General features: G+C 58.5%; 17 protein-coding genes and 1 pseudogene. 4 read left to right on the forward strand and 14 right to left on the reverse strand.

The annotated features are described in order from the left end of the window. Nucleotides 1-187: 187 nt before the first annotated feature. Nucleotides 188-718 carry an NADPH-dependent FMN reductase gene (locus N005_RS28395; protein WP_197678623.1) on the reverse strand — a complete coding sequence of 177 codons (531 nt, stop codon included), beginning with the start codon at nucleotides 716-718 and terminating at the stop codon, nucleotides 188-190. 229 nt (nucleotides 719-947) lie between these two features. Here N005_RS28395 and N005_RS21750 point away from each other — a divergent pair, with 229 nt between their 5' ends. Then, nucleotides 948-1,880, forward strand: coding sequence for a LysR family transcriptional regulator (locus N005_RS21750; RefSeq protein WP_047703072.1), 933 nt, complete (start codon nucleotides 948-950; stop codon nucleotides 1,878-1,880). A gap of 337 nt (nucleotides 1,881-2,217) precedes the next feature. Continuing rightward, nucleotides 2,218-2,694: a nuclear transport factor 2 family protein gene (locus N005_RS21755; protein WP_024777265.1), complete on the forward strand. Its 477-nt coding sequence runs from the start codon at nucleotides 2,218-2,220 to the stop codon at nucleotides 2,692-2,694. A 700-nt stretch (nucleotides 2,695-3,394) separates the two neighbouring features. Here N005_RS21755 and N005_RS21760 read toward each other — a convergent pair. The 3 genes from N005_RS21760 to N005_RS21770 all read right to left on the reverse strand — a co-directional run bounded on the left by N005_RS21760 (nucleotide 3,395) and on the right by N005_RS21770 (nucleotide 4,931). After that, nucleotides 3,395-3,649 (reverse strand): DUF2790 domain-containing protein, encoded by a 255-nt coding sequence (locus N005_RS21760; RefSeq protein ID WP_047703073.1) that lies wholly within the window; start codon nucleotides 3,647-3,649, stop codon nucleotides 3,395-3,397. Between the two features lie 111 nt (nucleotides 3,650-3,760). Beyond that, entirely contained in the window at nucleotides 3,761-4,231 is a 471-nt protein-coding gene (gene cynS / locus N005_RS21765) for a cyanase (RefSeq protein ID WP_047703074.1), read from the reverse strand. A 40-nt stretch (nucleotides 4,232-4,271) separates the two neighbouring features. Continuing rightward, nucleotides 4,272-4,931: a carbonic anhydrase gene (locus tag N005_RS21770; protein ID WP_047703075.1), complete on the reverse strand. Its 660-nt coding sequence runs from the start codon at nucleotides 4,929-4,931 to the stop codon at nucleotides 4,272-4,274. A 108-nt stretch (nucleotides 4,932-5,039) separates the two neighbouring features. Between N005_RS21770 and cynR the strand changes: the two genes are divergently transcribed. Next, a complete protein-coding gene (gene cynR, locus N005_RS21775; protein WP_047704090.1) occupies nucleotides 5,040-5,927 on the forward strand; it encodes a transcriptional regulator CynR in 888 nt (295 codons plus the stop codon). Between the two features lie 146 nt (nucleotides 5,928-6,073). Here the strand turns inward: cynR and N005_RS21780 are convergent, their stop codons facing one another. The 10 genes and pseudogenes from N005_RS21780 to N005_RS21820 all read right to left on the reverse strand — a co-directional run bounded on the left by N005_RS21780 (nucleotide 6,074) and on the right by N005_RS21820 (nucleotide 12,701). Continuing rightward, complete coding sequence (locus N005_RS21780; RefSeq protein WP_047703076.1) at nucleotides 6,074-6,244, reverse strand: DUF1289 domain-containing protein; 171 nt, start codon at nucleotides 6,242-6,244, stop codon at nucleotides 6,074-6,076. A gap of 2 nt (nucleotides 6,245-6,246) precedes the next feature. Next, complete coding sequence (locus N005_RS21785; RefSeq protein WP_047703077.1) at nucleotides 6,247-6,603, reverse strand: hypothetical protein; 357 nt, start codon at nucleotides 6,601-6,603, stop codon at nucleotides 6,247-6,249. Nucleotides 6,604-6,642: 39 nt separating this feature from the next. Then, nucleotides 6,643-7,575: a CDF family Co(II)/Ni(II) efflux transporter DmeF gene (gene dmeF, locus N005_RS21790; protein ID WP_047703078.1), complete on the reverse strand. Its 933-nt coding sequence runs from the start codon at nucleotides 7,573-7,575 to the stop codon at nucleotides 6,643-6,645. A gap of 20 nt (nucleotides 7,576-7,595) precedes the next feature. Then, a complete protein-coding gene (locus tag N005_RS21795; protein ID WP_047703079.1) occupies nucleotides 7,596-7,871 on the reverse strand; it encodes a metal/formaldehyde-sensitive transcriptional repressor in 276 nt (91 codons plus the stop codon). A 311-nt stretch (nucleotides 7,872-8,182) separates the two neighbouring features. Continuing rightward, nucleotides 8,183-8,397: pseudogene (locus N005_RS29725) on the reverse strand (two-component sensor histidine kinase); the annotation flags it as partial. Between the two features lie 47 nt (nucleotides 8,398-8,444). Further along, the gene (locus N005_RS21800; protein ID WP_047703080.1) at nucleotides 8,445-9,089 is read right to left on the reverse strand and encodes a tetratricopeptide repeat protein; all 645 of its coding nucleotides are present in this window, start codon (nucleotides 9,087-9,089) and stop codon (nucleotides 8,445-8,447) included. Next, on the reverse strand, nucleotides 9,086-9,895 hold the full coding sequence (locus tag N005_RS21805) for an SDR family oxidoreductase (protein WP_047703081.1): 810 nt from the start codon (nucleotides 9,893-9,895) through the stop codon (nucleotides 9,086-9,088). Before N005_RS21805 ends, N005_RS21800 begins: the two co-directional genes overlap by 4 nt. Beyond that, nucleotides 9,882-10,556, reverse strand: a complete 675-nt coding sequence (locus tag N005_RS21810) for an iron-containing redox enzyme family protein (protein ID WP_047703082.1) — start codon at nucleotides 10,554-10,556, stop codon at nucleotides 9,882-9,884. The genes N005_RS21805 and N005_RS21810 overlap by 14 nt, the downstream gene beginning before the upstream one ends. Next, nucleotides 10,553-12,034, reverse strand: coding sequence for an AMP-binding protein (locus N005_RS21815; protein WP_047703083.1), 1,482 nt, complete (start codon nucleotides 12,032-12,034; stop codon nucleotides 10,553-10,555). Before N005_RS21815 ends, N005_RS21810 begins: the two co-directional genes overlap by 4 nt. Next, a complete protein-coding gene (locus N005_RS21820; protein ID WP_047703084.1) occupies nucleotides 12,024-12,701 on the reverse strand; it encodes a thermostable hemolysin in 678 nt (225 codons plus the stop codon). Before N005_RS21820 ends, N005_RS21815 begins: the two co-directional genes overlap by 11 nt. A gap of 207 nt (nucleotides 12,702-12,908) precedes the next feature. Between N005_RS21820 and N005_RS21825 the strand changes: the two genes are divergently transcribed. Continuing rightward, nucleotides 12,909-13,460, forward strand: coding sequence for a cytochrome b (locus N005_RS21825; protein ID WP_024777251.1), 552 nt, complete (start codon nucleotides 12,909-12,911; stop codon nucleotides 13,458-13,460). Nucleotides 13,461-13,593: the final 133 nt, after the last annotated feature.

Raw genomic sequence — 13,593 nt, forward strand, 5'->3', positions numbered from 1 at the left:
CTCGCAATGTCCTTCCCAAAGTCTTCACGTGGCCGATCAGGTCGGTTCAGGATCAGCGTCTGATGCCAGAGATTGCGCAGGTCATGCAGAAGCGCATCGTCGCAGGGGTGACATGGCGAACTCCTGGATCAGACGGTTGCAGTACGTGCGTTTTTGAGCGCGTGCGACCACCAGAGCAGGTCATCGATCATGCGACCTGCCTGATCGTCCTGTGCCTGTAATGCCGCCTCGATTTCATCGGTCTTGCCCTGGAAATGGGCGTAGATTGCGCCAACCGGGATATGCACCGCCGTGCGGATCGTTGCCATCTGAAGCTCGGTCGCGATTTCGCGCAGTTGCTGCACGGCACGAGCCCCGCCAACGCTCCCCAGCTCACAAAGCTGACAGGCTTGCGGTTCCACTCGGGGTAGACCCAATCCAGTGCGTTCTTCAGCACGGCGGGTGGGCCAAAGTTATATTCGGCAGTGGCCACTACGAACGCATCGGAGGTCGCGATTTGCTCGGTCCAGCGGCGAACGTGTTCATTCTCGTAGGCAGGGCGGCCAGGAAAGCCGGGAAGCATGGCGCTATCGAAGAAAGGCAGATCGAAATCGCGCAGGTCGAGCAAGCGGACGTCCAGCCCTTCGCGCTGTTCCAAATGGTGTTTGATCCAGTTGGCCGGTGCGCTGGAGAAGCGGCTGTCACGAGTGCTGCCAACGATGACGGAAACGGTGGTCATGATGAGTCTCCTGAAGAAGAGGGTGAGGCGCTTGTGCACCATGGGGTCCACTTTAGGAAGACTCGGATAATTCAGAAAGATGGGTTGGTGGGATGCACTCGCTCATAAATAAGCGTAATAAAGTGTGCTATTGGCCGTTTGTGCGCGAGTCGGATCGTGCGCCGGCCTATCCAGACTTCGCCTGGAATGGGCGGACTGATCCAACTCATGCAGAAATGGCGGTGATCACGTGGACCTGAATGACGTCGCGCTGTTTGTTCAAGTGGTTCGGGCGGGGAGTTTTGCCGAAGCCGGGCGACGTCTTGGAATGCCGCCAAGCACTGTAAGCAGACGTGTGCAGTTGCTGGAGGCAGCGTTGGGCACGCGGCTGATGCAACGCACCACGCGGCGATTGGTGCTGACCGATGCCGGGAACAATTTTTATGCGGAGTCTGCCGATCAGATCGATGCGTTGCTGCGAGTTGCCGGTGAGGTGAGCAACGACTCGACCCAGATTGCGGGTCGCGTCAGGGTGGCCGCCCCCGTGGATTTCTTCAGCTGGTTCCCGGCACAGGCTATCGCTCAGTTCATAGCTGAGCACCCGCGAGTAAACCTTGAGTTCGAATTGAATGACGCCCGAGTCGATCTACTGGGCGAGGGCATTGACGTCGCGTTGCGCGGAGGTGATCGGGATCCTTCACTGTTCGCGCGCAAGCTCGGCACGAGTTGCCAGACCCTGGTAGCGAGTCCGGGTTATCTGGCGGCCCATGGCGTGCCGGCACAGCCAGGCGATTTGAGCGCCCATCACTGCATCACCTCGCCGTCGCATGGTGGGTCGCGCACTACCTGGCGGTTGGGAGGCGTCCACAATCAGGCGACAACCGTGGAGGTGGCTGGACCCTTTCAAGCCAATACCTCCTCTGCTCAACTCGAAGGAGCGCTGGCCGGATTGGGCATAGCGCTGCTGCCCGCCGCACTCAGTGCAACCCATGTCGAGGCGGGACGGCTAAAGGAAGTGCTCCCTGATTACACCTCAGGCGCGATAGGCGTCCACTTTGTTTATCACAGCCGTCGACAATTGCCCCGTGCGGTTTCGGCGTTCATCGACTTCGCTGCCAACACCATCAAAGAGCTGGGGGTGATGCAGCAGAAAGAGTCGCCCAGTGCAGTTCGAGAAAACTGAGCGACACGGTTTTTGTCGCAGACTGGATGCATCAGGCCCGGCTACGCAGCCCCTCGTATCGTCAATGACCGGCACGACGATGGCGTGCGCTATTGGGTGGCTCGGTCCATCCCAATAACTTGCCATCTAGGCGCTCAAAAAAATTAAAGACGAGGCTTGACCGAGGAGAACGATCGTTCTACATTGCATCCATGGATTGTTGAGATGCTCATGTAAGTCGCCATTATCGTGATGCGTTGATGTTGCGATGATGATCGCTGAAAGAAGTTGTACCGTTTTGCCGAGTTCCGAAAACGTTATATAAACCGATACATCCAATTGTCCTGGAGGCACTACCATGTCCAATGCACAAACTCGTCCGCCACTTCCTCCGTTCACTCGTGAAACGGCGATCGAGAAAGTCCGACTCGCTGAAGATGGCTGGAACAGCCGCGATCCCGAAAAAGTATCGCTTGCCTATACACTGGACACCAAATGGCGCAACCGAGCGGAATTTGCTACCAATCGCGAAGAAGCCAAAGGTTTCCTGACTCGCAAATGGAAAAAAGAGCTTGATTATCGCCTGATCAAAGAGCTCTGGGCCTTTACCGACAACCGCATCGCCGTACGTTATGCATACGAGTGGCATGATGATTCAGGTAACTGGTTCCGCTCTTACGGTAACGAAAACTGGGAGTTCGAAGCGGATGGCTTGATGCACCGTCGCTTCGCCTGCGTGAACGACATGCCCATCAAGGAGAGCGAACGCAAGTTCCATTGGCCGCTGGGACGTCGCCCGGATGACCATCCAAGCCTGTCTGACCTCGGTCTGTAAATATCTCTACCGACCTGAGCCTTTCGTTGAAAGGCTCAGGTTTTTCTTGAGCCTGGCGTTATAAATAGTTCCTTTATCAAAAGTCCTCCTGACCCGTAACCGCACGCAATCCCTCCAAAATTTTATCCTCCAACGCTTGGCCGGTCTTATCCGGCTCTTCCACGTGCCAACGATCCTCACTGTCTGCTTCGCGAAAGGTCTGGCGGTCAGAGCTTTTCCAGCCATGAGTCTATTACTGAAGTTCTCTGACAATATTTGATATTTGCTTCACCAGATCCACGCATGAGGCTGCAAAGGATTCATGAAGGGTCTGAGGGCTGCCGACTAAAGCAGGCATGACAGCAAGGCGCGCTGGCCTGAATAGAGGATTCAAAGTAAGGATCTGGCTTCTGACGTTGCGTTTAAGCCGAGGTGAGAGTGCCAGAAGTGCAACATTGGCTGATCTCCTCTCGTTGCTCCGTGTCGCAGGCAGGAACTCGCGATGAGGATTCTGGCAGTCAGCCGCTGGCGATTCCTGGTTTTGGATACGGCCCAAGTATGCACTTCCGTGCAATTACTGCCGGAGTAGAGGCGGAAAGCGCGCTGCAGGGGCGCAGCTAGAGAAGGGTGATTTTTTCAGAAGATCAGGGGACGGCGGGTGTTTGAGCCCCCGTCCCTGGCGCCGAGCGATCGAGCGCCAGATGTGCGGACGGGAGAGGAGTCAATTGGTACAGCCGGTACCTATAACGTGGTACTCCATCGTGTGCCGATCGCCCTTAGAGTCGTCGTAAGTCATCTGCACCGGCACTACATCGCAGACATCGGGTATCTGAGTAATCGACACAACGTGGGCGATGTCCAGGTGTTGAGAGTAACGATAGGGCTCGACCGCAATGTGCGCAGTCTGCGTATCCAGCTCATCAGCCATAGCGACAGCGCCAAGGCTGCCTAGGAATAAAACGAGTAACAGTTTCATAGCGGTCACCTGTAATGAGGGCGTGAGAAGGCCAAAGCACTTAAGCGGTGCTCAGTCGTATAAAGGGTTGGGGTGTAGCCCGGTCGCCGTCAGACGCCGGGCTGACTTACATCAGAAAGGCTTGGTAGGCAGATACTTGCCGTCCAGGGTGATCACAGCGCGATGGCCACCCTCCGGATCTTCGACTTTCTTGATGTCCAGCTTGAAGTTGATGGCACTGATGATGCCGTCGCCGAACTTTTCGTGAACCAGAGCTTTGAGGGTGGTGCCGTATACCGACATCATCTCGTAGAAACGGTAGATGGTCGGATCCGACGGTACGCCGTCAAAAAAACTGCCGCGAACGGGCATCGATTGCAGCAAAGCGACTTGATCAGCATCAAGGTCGAGTTTCTTGCCCACGACCTGGGCGGCGCTGGAAGGCAGTGGATGCTGGCCGAGCAGGGCAGCAGTGACGAAGGCTTCGGACAGGCCGGTGCCATCAACGATCTCGGCGAAGGACAGGTCCTTGCGAGCCTTGGCCAAAATGATGGTTTCGGTCAGTTCCTGGCGAGCGGTGCGGGTGGCTTGAGTCTGGATCATGGCGAATCTCCTGGGTTGGTAAGGGTTGCAGGTACAGGTTTCAGGCAACGTGCCTGGCTTGCTGGGAAACGGCGTGGACTTCGGGGTTCTCTGCGAGGGACACGAACGTCCCGGTACTGCCATCGAAGGCGTCGATACGCCCGCTCTCGATGTCATAGATCCAACCGTGCAGGGTGACGCGGCCTTCTTCGAGCGCCAGGCGAACGGATGGGTGTGTCTGGATGTTGGCCAGTTGCGCGATGACGTTTTCGCGCACCATGGACGTAACTTTGCTCGGCAGATCCGGGTGTTTGCGGGCTTCGTTGACGACCTTGGCCGAGTCGGCGTAACGGAGCCATCCGGCAACGGCAGGCATGTGATCCAGGCACTTGCACGTTGCTATGGCGGTCATCGCGCCGCAGTCGGAGTGGCCGCAGATGACGATGTCTGCGACCTGGAGTGCGGCGACCGCGTATTCAACAGAGGCCGAAACGCCGCCCGGCTCCGGCCCATACGACGGCACGATGTTGCCGGCGTTGCGGATGACAAACAGATCGCCTGGCTCGCGCTGGGTGACCAGTTCAGGCACCAATCGGCTATCTGAGCAAGAGATGAACAACGCCCTTGGGCTCTGCTGATTAGCCAGGTCCCTGAACAGTTTGATCCGCTCAGGGAAGGCGTCTTTCTGGAATTTCAGAAAACCGTCGATGATCGCTTTCATGGTTGCTGTCTCGATGTCTGGGTGTGAGACAAAGATTAAGCAACGCATTACATAAGGTAAAAGTCTGATTTATTATGCTATTGATCAGATTATCTTATGGTTAAAATCATGCTTGCTCGCCACATCCAGTACTTCCTTGCGGTTGCGGAACATCTCAGCTTCACGAAGGCCGCAGCGGCGCTGCACGTGTCTCAGCCGGCCCTTTCGCAGCAGGTGAAACAGTTGGAAGAAAGTCTTGGAGCGCAGCTGTTCGACCGTTCAGGGCGCACAACTCGTTTGACTGACGCGGGAGACGTCTATCTTTTGTATGCACGCCGTGCTTATCAGGAATTGCGAGAGGCTAAAAGCGCCATCCACGATGTGAGCGACCTCACCCGCGGCTCATTGCGCCTGGCCGTGACGCCGACGTTCACGACTTATCTGGTAGGGCCGGTGATCGAAGCATTTCACTCTCGGTATCCCAAGATCACTCTCAACCTGAAGGAGATTTCCCAAGAGCGCATTGAGGAGCTGCTTTTGGCAGGAGAATTGGACGCGGGGATCGCGTTCGATGAAATAAGTACACCGAATATTGAGGCCATCCCTTTGCTGAACGAAACCCTCGCTTTAGTGGTAAGTCGCAGACACCGCTTGGCCGAGGAGCGGTCCATTGGATTGCAGGGTCTGAATGCCGAATCCCTGATTCTGCTCAGCCCGGAGTTTGCAACCCGCGAACAAATCGACCGCTACTGCCGCAAACACGCGATTCGCCCTCAGGTGCGGATGGAGGCCAATGCCCTCGGTGCAGTGATCGAAATCGTTCGCAGGACCAATCTATCGACTTTACTGCCGGCCAAAATCGCGTTGGCCCATGACGATCTGGTGGCCATCGCATTGGAGCCCGAGCGCTTGCAGCGCACCGCCGTCCTTATGCGGCGCAAAGATGCCTTTCAGAGCGCAGCGATGCGAGTTTTCATCGAGGTGGCCAAAGAAGTATCCATTGAACTAAACGGGTAATGCCTGCGCTCGTCGGTCAGTGCTCTGCTGTCCGGGGGAAGATATGCTCGATTGCAGCGGTCGCTTCTGGCTGGCTCCAGCCGGTCGTGGAAAGCAGGAAATCGACCCAAAGATCTAATCCAAGGACAAGCAATTTTCCCCGCGCTTTACTTCAATCCTTTCAACCGCATATTCGCCCTTTGTACCGCAGCCATTTTTTCAGGCCGCTTCATGCGCTTCCACTTTCTGATGTCCTCCTTGCTTCGCCCACAACTGACACACAGATCACCCTTCAGCTGGCATAGCGAGATGCAGGGATTGTCGATTTCCTTGGCCATCCTCAATCACCTCTAGCCAGACGCTTTTGCCAATCGCCGTCATGACTGCGCTGGCATTCTTCCTCAGAGTCAAGGCGGACGTTGCGCTCCGACAAGCTCAGATCGATGCCGGCCTCTTTCAACGCGATGGCCGTCAGCTCAAGGATGCGAGCCTTGGCGTCAACCTGGGCCAGTTGTCTGTCAGCGAGGGTTTCGAACACCCAGGTCACCTTCAGGGTTTTAGCCAACGCATTCAGGTCAGCAGTGTGGGTGAGCCAGGTGAAGCCTTGGATTTCACCTTTTGCTGTTTCGCACGCTTCGGTCAGCGTGGTAATCAACCGGCGTTCGATCCGCGCCAGTTCACGTCGCCCTGGAGGCATTGCAGGTTCCTTTGGAGTTGATGGAAGGGGAGGTCTGAATCAGGCCGGTCGAAACTCGACCGTCAGATGGCTGACTTCGTGCACTGGCTTGAGACGTTCACGAATGCTGTCGGCGTTCGCAGTGGCTTCACCGAGGACGCTCACGATGGCCGCATGGGCTTGCGGCCCCACCCGCCAGACGTGCAAGTCCGTGATGGTGACATCCCCCGGTTTTTCAACCAGTTCGCGGATTTCCTCGGCAATGTGCGCGTCTGTCTGATCCAGCAATACACCTGCGGTGACGCCCATCAAGGTCCATGCCCAACGCGCGATTACGATGGCGCCGACGATGCCCATGACCGGGTCCAGCCATACCCAACCCAGATACCGGCCGGCGAGCAGAGCTGCGATGGCCAGAACCGAAGTCAGCGCGTCCGCGATGACGTGGACATAGGCCGATTTCAGGTTGTTGTCGTTTCCATGGTGAGCATGACCATGATGGTGGTCGTGGTCGTGGTCGTGGTCGTGGTCGTGATCATGGCTGTGCCCGTGCCCCAGCAGCAGGGCACTGATGATGTTGACGATCAAACCCGCCACCGCGATGAGCGTAGCGGTGCCGAACTGGACTTCCGTAGGCTGCAAGAGGCGCATGACGGACTCAACGCCAATGCCCAGGGAAACCATGCCGAGAATCAGTGCCGAAGCGAATCCGCCCAGATCGCCAACCTTTCCGGTACCGAAACTGTAGCGCTGGCTGGAGGCGTGGCGTTTGGCGTATCCGTACGCGATTGCCGCGATGCCCAATGCGCCGGCGTGAGTCGCCATGTGAAAACCATCGGCCAGCAAGGCCATCGAGCCGGTGATATACCCGGCGGTGATCTCGCCGACCATCATCACAATGGTCAGTGCCACCACCCAAAGCGTACGCCTGGCATTCTCGTCGTGGGCCGAGCCAAGGAACAGGTGATCGTGTGCGTAGGTGGTGTTGCTCATGAGTGTGTCCCTGGATGCGTTCACTTGGCGTAACGGCGGATGGCTTCAAGCAGCTCTTCGACGCCCTGGTTACGCTCTTCTTCGCTGAGTGCAGGGTTGGCGACATGCGCCCGCGCGTGATCCTCGATGATTTCTTCCATCAAACCGTTGATGGCTCCGCGAGTGGCGGCAACGAGATGCAGGGTTTTGGCGCAGTCGAGATCCGATATCAACGCCCGCTCAATGGCCTGGATTTGTCCGGCGATCCGTTTTACGCGCTTGAGAAGATCGTCTTTGTTTGCTGCGAGATGACCCATTGAATACCCCCTATCCTGATCATGTGCATGATAGGTATACCCCCTATGCCTATGCAAGGGATGGTGGACAAAGGGGATCATCTACGGCCTGTCGTGGGAAAGTGTCGTTGAATATGAGGGAACGCATGACGGTTTGGAGCGACCGCTTTCCGTCGAAAAGCGGGCTTCGCCAGGATCTGTATGGCACTCAAATCGGGGAGCGGGTCACTAGGCTCTATACGAAAACCTGGTTGCCTGGCAAGCACCAGGTCTTCAGCCTGCGGAGCGCATTTGGCTTCTCCAGCGATGCCTTTGACCCCCCAAAACAATCACAGCGGCTCCAGGGAGCCGCTGTGCCGTGCACGCAAAGTCGAGGCCATGTTCGCCAGCGGCTTCTGACCCCGGCCGATAGCGAGCCAGACCATCGCCACGGGCAGTAGATTACCGATCACGTCCGCCATAGCGTATGGAGTGCGATCCGATGGATCAGCTCCGTGTGCATGTCGTCCCGTTCGCCGCCCCGGATACGCAAGCCGTTCCGCTTGTCCGAGGTTGCCTCATCTTCGATCGGTAACGAGCGCGCTCGGACTTCTGTCAGTCGAGTTTCTTGTCCACCTCCAGCAGCAACGCGGCGATTTCTTTACGTCGCCCGGCGTCGGCGCTTTCCCGGCCGGGCCGGGGCGCGGCTTGCAGGGCTTTTTGCAGTGCTGCCTTGGCTTGCGCGTAGTGTTTCTGACGGTAGAGGTGATCGCCCCAGAAGTACAGGCTGTCAATGCCTTCAGGGTTGAGTTGCAGTGCTTGCTTGAGCAATTGCTCGGCCTTGTCGCTGTCACCGAATCCGATCGGCCAGCCCGGCACCCGGTCATACAGCGCGGCCAGGCTGGTGTAGGCCGAGCCTTGCAAGGCTTTGGGGTCCAGGGTCAGGGATTTCTCAAGGTCAGCCTTGGCGTCCTTGGCCTTGCCCAAGGCTCCGAGTCCACCCTCGGCACCGGCCCAACTGCTGGTGACAATGCCTTTCCAGATCCATGCTTCGGCGACGGCTGGACGCTCCGTGGTGAAGTTCGTGGCTTGCGACGCCAGTTGTTCAAACGCGTCGGCGCGTTGTTTTTCCGGCGTTTCATATTGGATGTGCGCCCAGCTCTGCTGGATGCTGCTGAGGCGTTGCTGATCGGCGGCGTCCAGGGCCCAGACACTTTGGCTGAGGGTGCCCAGCAACAGACATGCGAAAAGTTTCTTCATGGTTTTGGAGGCTCGTTTTCGGTTTTTTCACTGAGGCGACGGATCAACGGCAGCTGTTTGCGCAGGCCGCGATCCACCAGGTTCGGCAAGAGGCTGTTGAGGCGCACGAAAAAGCGCTCCGGCCAGCCCAGGTACAGGTCGCGACGGTCGCCGGCAATCGCGTGGACCACCGCCGACGCCACGGCTTGCGGATCATCAACATTGGCCTTGAGCGCGCTGTTCAGTGCTTGCGCGGCGGCGCTGTTCATCGAAGTGCGGGTGGCGCGGGGCGCGACGTACAGTACGCTGACCCGGGTGTCCGCCAGTTCCCGGCGCAAGGCTTCGGAAAACCCGCGCAGGGCAAACTTGGTGGCGCAGTAACTGGCGTAACCGGGGTATCCGATCGAGCCATAGGTCGAGCCAACGTTGACGACCATGGCGTTGTCGGCCTGTTTGAGCAGCGGTAGCAGCAGTTTGGTCAGGCAGATCGGCGCGCTGATGTTCACCGCCAGCATCGCACTGATGTCGCTGTCGTCGAGCTGTTCAAGCATGGCGAAGTGATTGACCCCGGCCGCGTTGATCAGCAGGTTGATTCCGCCAATGCCCTCGGCAGCGGCCAGCACCTTGCGCCGGTCACTGAGGAAGGTCAGGTCGGCGGCGACGTGACACAAGGTATCAGGGTATCGGCTGAGCAGTAGCGCCAATGCCTCGTGATGGCGTGCTACGGCCAGCACTCGGGCTCCGGCGGCGCACAAGACGTCTGCAATGGCCAGGCCGATGCCACCACTGGCACCGGTCAATACGACACGTGCATCACGCAACTGCATATTGAACCTCCGGATCGCGGGGCAATCCACGGAACATATCGGTATAGAGTCGATAGACGACTTTCGAAGCGTGGATCACCGCCGCTTGGTCTTCCTTGTCCTCAAGTTTGTTCATCAGTGCGCGATAGGTCTGCATGTGTTCGATATCCAGCGAACCGTGAGAACTGAGATAGCTGAACGCGGTTTCCGGCAATGCCAAACGCTCGCGAATGCTGCCCGCTGCGTGAGTGGCCAAAGCAATGCTGGTGCCTTCCAGCACGTTGACCATTCCGAACAGGCCAACCGGATTGCCCCGGGCGATCAGGTCGTAGAGGAAACTGATCATCAGCTCGATAGGCAGGGACGGCTGCGCGTCTCGCACCGCATCGCGATCCCCGCCGCACGCGGCTATGTCGTTGAGCACCCACTGTTCGTGACCATATTCATCCTCTATGTACTCGCACACTGCTTTGCGCAGCCATTCCAGGCGCATCGGCAGGCGTGCGCCACAGGCCATCATCAGCGGGACGGTGTGGCGCACGTGGTAGTAGGCTTGGGCGAGGAAGGCCCGATAACTTTCCAGACTGACCTTGCCTTGCAGGGCATCCAGGATGATCGACAGGTTGAACAGCTCATGGCGTTCCTGTTGCGTGGCTTCTTGCAGGGTGTCGAAAAAACTCATGATGCGGATTCCTCGGGTGCGACAGATCCAGTCAAGGTGTGGCGGTATAACTCGATGATGGCGTCCCGACGCGGGCGGCCATTGGAGGTCAGCAGGCCATTGGCGGCACTGAAGGGCTGCGGCAGACGCGTCCAGTGATGCACTTGGGCGTAATCGGGCAAGGCTTCGTTGGCTTCGGCAACGGCCGCGGCCACTTCGGCGTCGGTGCAGTCCGGACGATGCGGCCAGAGTAGGGCGTGGTTGTGCGCAAGCGCTTCGCCATAGACGAAGGCCTGGGCGATGTGGCGGCGCTGGGTCAGCTCCGACTCGACCCATTCCGGGTTGACGTTGCGCCCGTAACTGGTGACGAACTGATGCTTCTTGCGGCCCTTGAGATAAAGAAAACCTTCCTGGTCGAACTCGCCCAGATCGCCGCTCGGCCACCACTCATCGCCGTACGCCGGCTCGCCGAGATAGCCGAGCAGGGTCGAGCCCTTGATCAACACTTCGCCGTCCTCGGCCAGGCGTACTTCGACATGGGGCAGTGGTTGGCCGACGCTGCCCGGCCGGTGCGCACCGGGACGGTTGAGGCATACCACCGACGCGCATTCGGATAAGCCATAGCCTTCGTAGACCGGTATGCCGACCTGCTGGGCACGGTGCAGCAAATCCTCCGAAACCCGCGCTCCACCGACGGCGGCGAAACGCAATGTTTGCGTATCGAAAGCTTTCTGTTCTGCGGCGTTGGTCAACAGCAACAGCAATTGTGGCACCAGGATCAGGCTCTCGGGCTTGCGCCCGGCCAGATAACCGAGCAAGCGCGGCACATCGACGCCACTGGCGCCCTGGATGCCCAGGCTTTTCTGGCTCGGCAGACTCAGCGTGACACCGGCGTACAGCGCCGCGTAACAGCCGAGGTTCTCCAGCAGGATCGCCAGCGGCAGCAGCGCCATGTGATGTTGCGGATGGGTAGACTTGCTCGCCTGATCCAGTTCCCGCGCCACCCGCAGCAAGCTGTCGGCGCTCAGGCATACGCCTTTCGGGGTGCCGGTGGTGCCGGAAGTGAAGGTCAGTTTGGCGGTGCGGGCGGGCATTCGGTGGGGGCCGTTGAAGCGTCGGCACCAGAACTCGCCGCGTTTTTCATAACCGGCGTCGCGCAATTCGGCTTCCAGCGCCGGCTCGGCGATCACCCGTTCGGCCTGGCTTTGTTCCAGGCAATGGATGCGTTGCGTCGGGCTGAAGAATGGTGGCAGCGTCACGCAGGTCAGACCTTCGAACAGCACAGCCAGATCCCACAGCATCGCCTCGACGCCATTATCCAGCGCCAGAGCGATCACCTGTACCTGTTCGTCGCGCAGGCGCTCCTGGCGATACATCACCTCGGCATACAGCGTGGCGTAGTCGAGCTTCAGCGTGTCGCCCCACAGGGCGACGGTGCTGTCATTGCGTCGGGCATGATCGCGCAGGGTTTCCTGGAAACGGTGCAACTCAAGCGACATGGCAGGCTCCTTCAATCGAGGTCGGCAAACCCAGTCGGGTAAAGAGGCCGATGTTGCACAGATGGATGAAGCCGGCGCGAATGTTGCCTACGTGCACCCAGGGTTTGCTTTCGTAATAACTGCCCCAGTGTTGGCGCTCATCACCCAGGCGCTGCGGGTCGGCAGCGCACAATGTCACCGGCTTCAGGCCGAGACGATGGAAGCTGTTGACCAATCCGATGTTGCCAGTGAACGTCACCCATTCCAGACCGCCCATGGCGAGCAGATAAGTGATGGCGATGATGCTCATGCGCGCGCTGCCCGTGTCGCTGGCGGCGAGGTTGCCGACTTCGACAATGCCTGCCCGGTCCACTGGGCGATCAGCTGCGGTGCTGATCAGCGGTTCGATCGGTTCATCCAGGTAACGCTCCAGAAACAGTGGCTCCAGATGTGCCCGACGCACCCCGGCCACCGCGCACAACTCGCCGTCGCCGTTATGCACCCCGAACAGCTCGGGCATGAAGTGTCGGATGTCTGCGCCATGGGCCTGGCGAAAACGGTGTTGGATGAATGCTTCGAACGTCTCTCGTAGCGGGTCGTCGGGCAAGACGCCGGTTAACATCATCTGCAGGGCATCGGCTTGCCCAAAGCGCAGGGGAAGGGGGATGTTCCAGTCAAGATCGGGCATGGGCAGAACGCCTTCCTTAATGGTTTGAACGGAGTATGGGAGGCCTTTCTTAACGAAGTCTGAAGGTGAAATTAAGTTAACGACCGATCTGTCTTCAGACTGTCTTAAGGATGGGCTGGCAGGGTGGCGCCATCGGTTCGCTGGGCAACCGGATCGAGACTGTCGAACGATTCGACCGTCACGAAGGACAATCACGAGGCGCTTCTTATGACCCGCGACAAAGGCATACCCCGTTATGGAAAACTCTCAATCACCCTGCACTGGCTGATGCTCGCGCTGTTTGTTGGCGTGTACGCGTGTATCGAAATCAAAGGCTTCCTGCCCAAGGGCAGCGAAGCGCGTGGCCTGCTGTTGGGCTTTCACGGTCTCTTCGGTCTGAGCATCTTTGCTTTGGTATGGGTGCGACTGCTCGGACGCCTTTCGCCACGTCCACCAATCACCCCGCCGCCCCCTGCATGGCAAACCGGCACATCCCACCTGATGCACTTGGCGCTGTATGTGCTAATGATTGCCACGCCGGTACTGGCCTGGTTGATGCTGGCCGCTGGAGGCAAACCGTTCCCCTATTTCGGCTTCCATTTGCCAGCCCCGGTGGCGATTGACCCTGATCTAGCAAAGCGCTTGAAGTATTGGCATGAACTGTTGGGCAGCACCGGCTACTGGCTGATCGGTCTGCATGCGGCAGCGGGACTGTTTCATCACTATTGGGTAAGAGACAACACGCTGACTCGGATGTTGATTGAGCGAGATCATTCCTGAGGCGCAAGTCACGCTCGTCTCGGCACTCGGAAGGTACTGAATTCGTTGACGAGCGCACCGTTGCGGCGCTGCCGGGTGAGGGTGAACGGCCCAAAGCGCGCTGAGCTTGAGGACTGTCCCGGCCTCGGGGCGG

It is taken from the genome of Pseudomonas mediterranea CFBP 5447 (assembly GCF_000774145.1).
Lineage (GTDB): Bacteria > Pseudomonadota > Gammaproteobacteria > Pseudomonadales > Pseudomonadaceae > Aquipseudomonas > Aquipseudomonas mediterranea.

What these genes read in the sequence shown, in the direction of transcription:
- N005_RS21820 (WP_047703084.1), bottom strand. Translation starts at nt 12,701, where the DNA reads ATGCCCGATCTTGACTGGAACATCCCCCTTCCCCTGCGCTTTGGGCAA.
- N005_RS21770 (WP_047703075.1), bottom strand. Translation starts at nt 4,931, where the DNA reads ATGAAAGCGATCATCGACGGTTTTCTGAAATTCCAGAAAGACGCCTTC.
- N005_RS28395 (WP_197678623.1), bottom strand. Translation starts at nt 718, where the DNA reads ATGACCACCGTTTCCGTCATCGTTGGCAGCACTCGTGACAGCCGCTTC.
- N005_RS21780 (WP_047703076.1), bottom strand. Translation starts at nt 6,244, where the DNA reads ATGGCCAAGGAAATCGACAATCCCTGCATCTCGCTATGCCAGCTGAAG.
- N005_RS21760 (WP_047703073.1), bottom strand. Translation starts at nt 3,649, where the DNA reads ATGAAACTGTTACTCGTTTTATTCCTAGGCAGCCTTGGCGCTGTCGCT.
- dmeF (WP_047703078.1), bottom strand. Translation starts at nt 7,575, where the DNA reads ATGAGCAACACCACCTACGCACACGATCACCTGTTCCTTGGCTCGGCC.
- N005_RS21755 (WP_024777265.1), top strand. Translation starts at nt 2,218, where the DNA reads ATGTCCAATGCACAAACTCGTCCGCCACTTCCTCCGTTCACTCGTGAA.
- N005_RS21815 (WP_047703083.1), bottom strand. Translation starts at nt 12,034, where the DNA reads ATGTCGCTTGAGTTGCACCGTTTCCAGGAAACCCTGCGCGATCATGCC.
- N005_RS21810 (WP_047703082.1), bottom strand. Translation starts at nt 10,556, where the DNA reads ATGAGTTTTTTCGACACCCTGCAAGAAGCCACGCAACAGGAACGCCAT.
- N005_RS21805 (WP_047703081.1), bottom strand. Translation starts at nt 9,895, where the DNA reads ATGCAGTTGCGTGATGCACGTGTCGTATTGACCGGTGCCAGTGGTGGC.
- N005_RS21800 (WP_047703080.1), bottom strand. Translation starts at nt 9,089, where the DNA reads ATGAAGAAACTTTTCGCATGTCTGTTGCTGGGCACCCTCAGCCAAAGT.
- N005_RS21825 (WP_024777251.1), top strand. Translation starts at nt 12,909, where the DNA reads ATGACCCGCGACAAAGGCATACCCCGTTATGGAAAACTCTCAATCACC.
- N005_RS21795 (WP_047703079.1), bottom strand. Translation starts at nt 7,871, where the DNA reads ATGGGTCATCTCGCAGCAAACAAAGACGATCTTCTCAAGCGCGTAAAA.
- N005_RS21785 (WP_047703077.1), bottom strand. Translation starts at nt 6,603, where the DNA reads ATGCCTCCAGGGCGACGTGAACTGGCGCGGATCGAACGCCGGTTGATT.
- cynS (WP_047703074.1), bottom strand. Translation starts at nt 4,231, where the DNA reads ATGATCCAGACTCAAGCCACCCGCACCGCTCGCCAGGAACTGACCGAA.
- cynR (WP_047704090.1), top strand. Translation starts at nt 5,040, where the DNA reads ATGCTTGCTCGCCACATCCAGTACTTCCTTGCGGTTGCGGAACATCTC.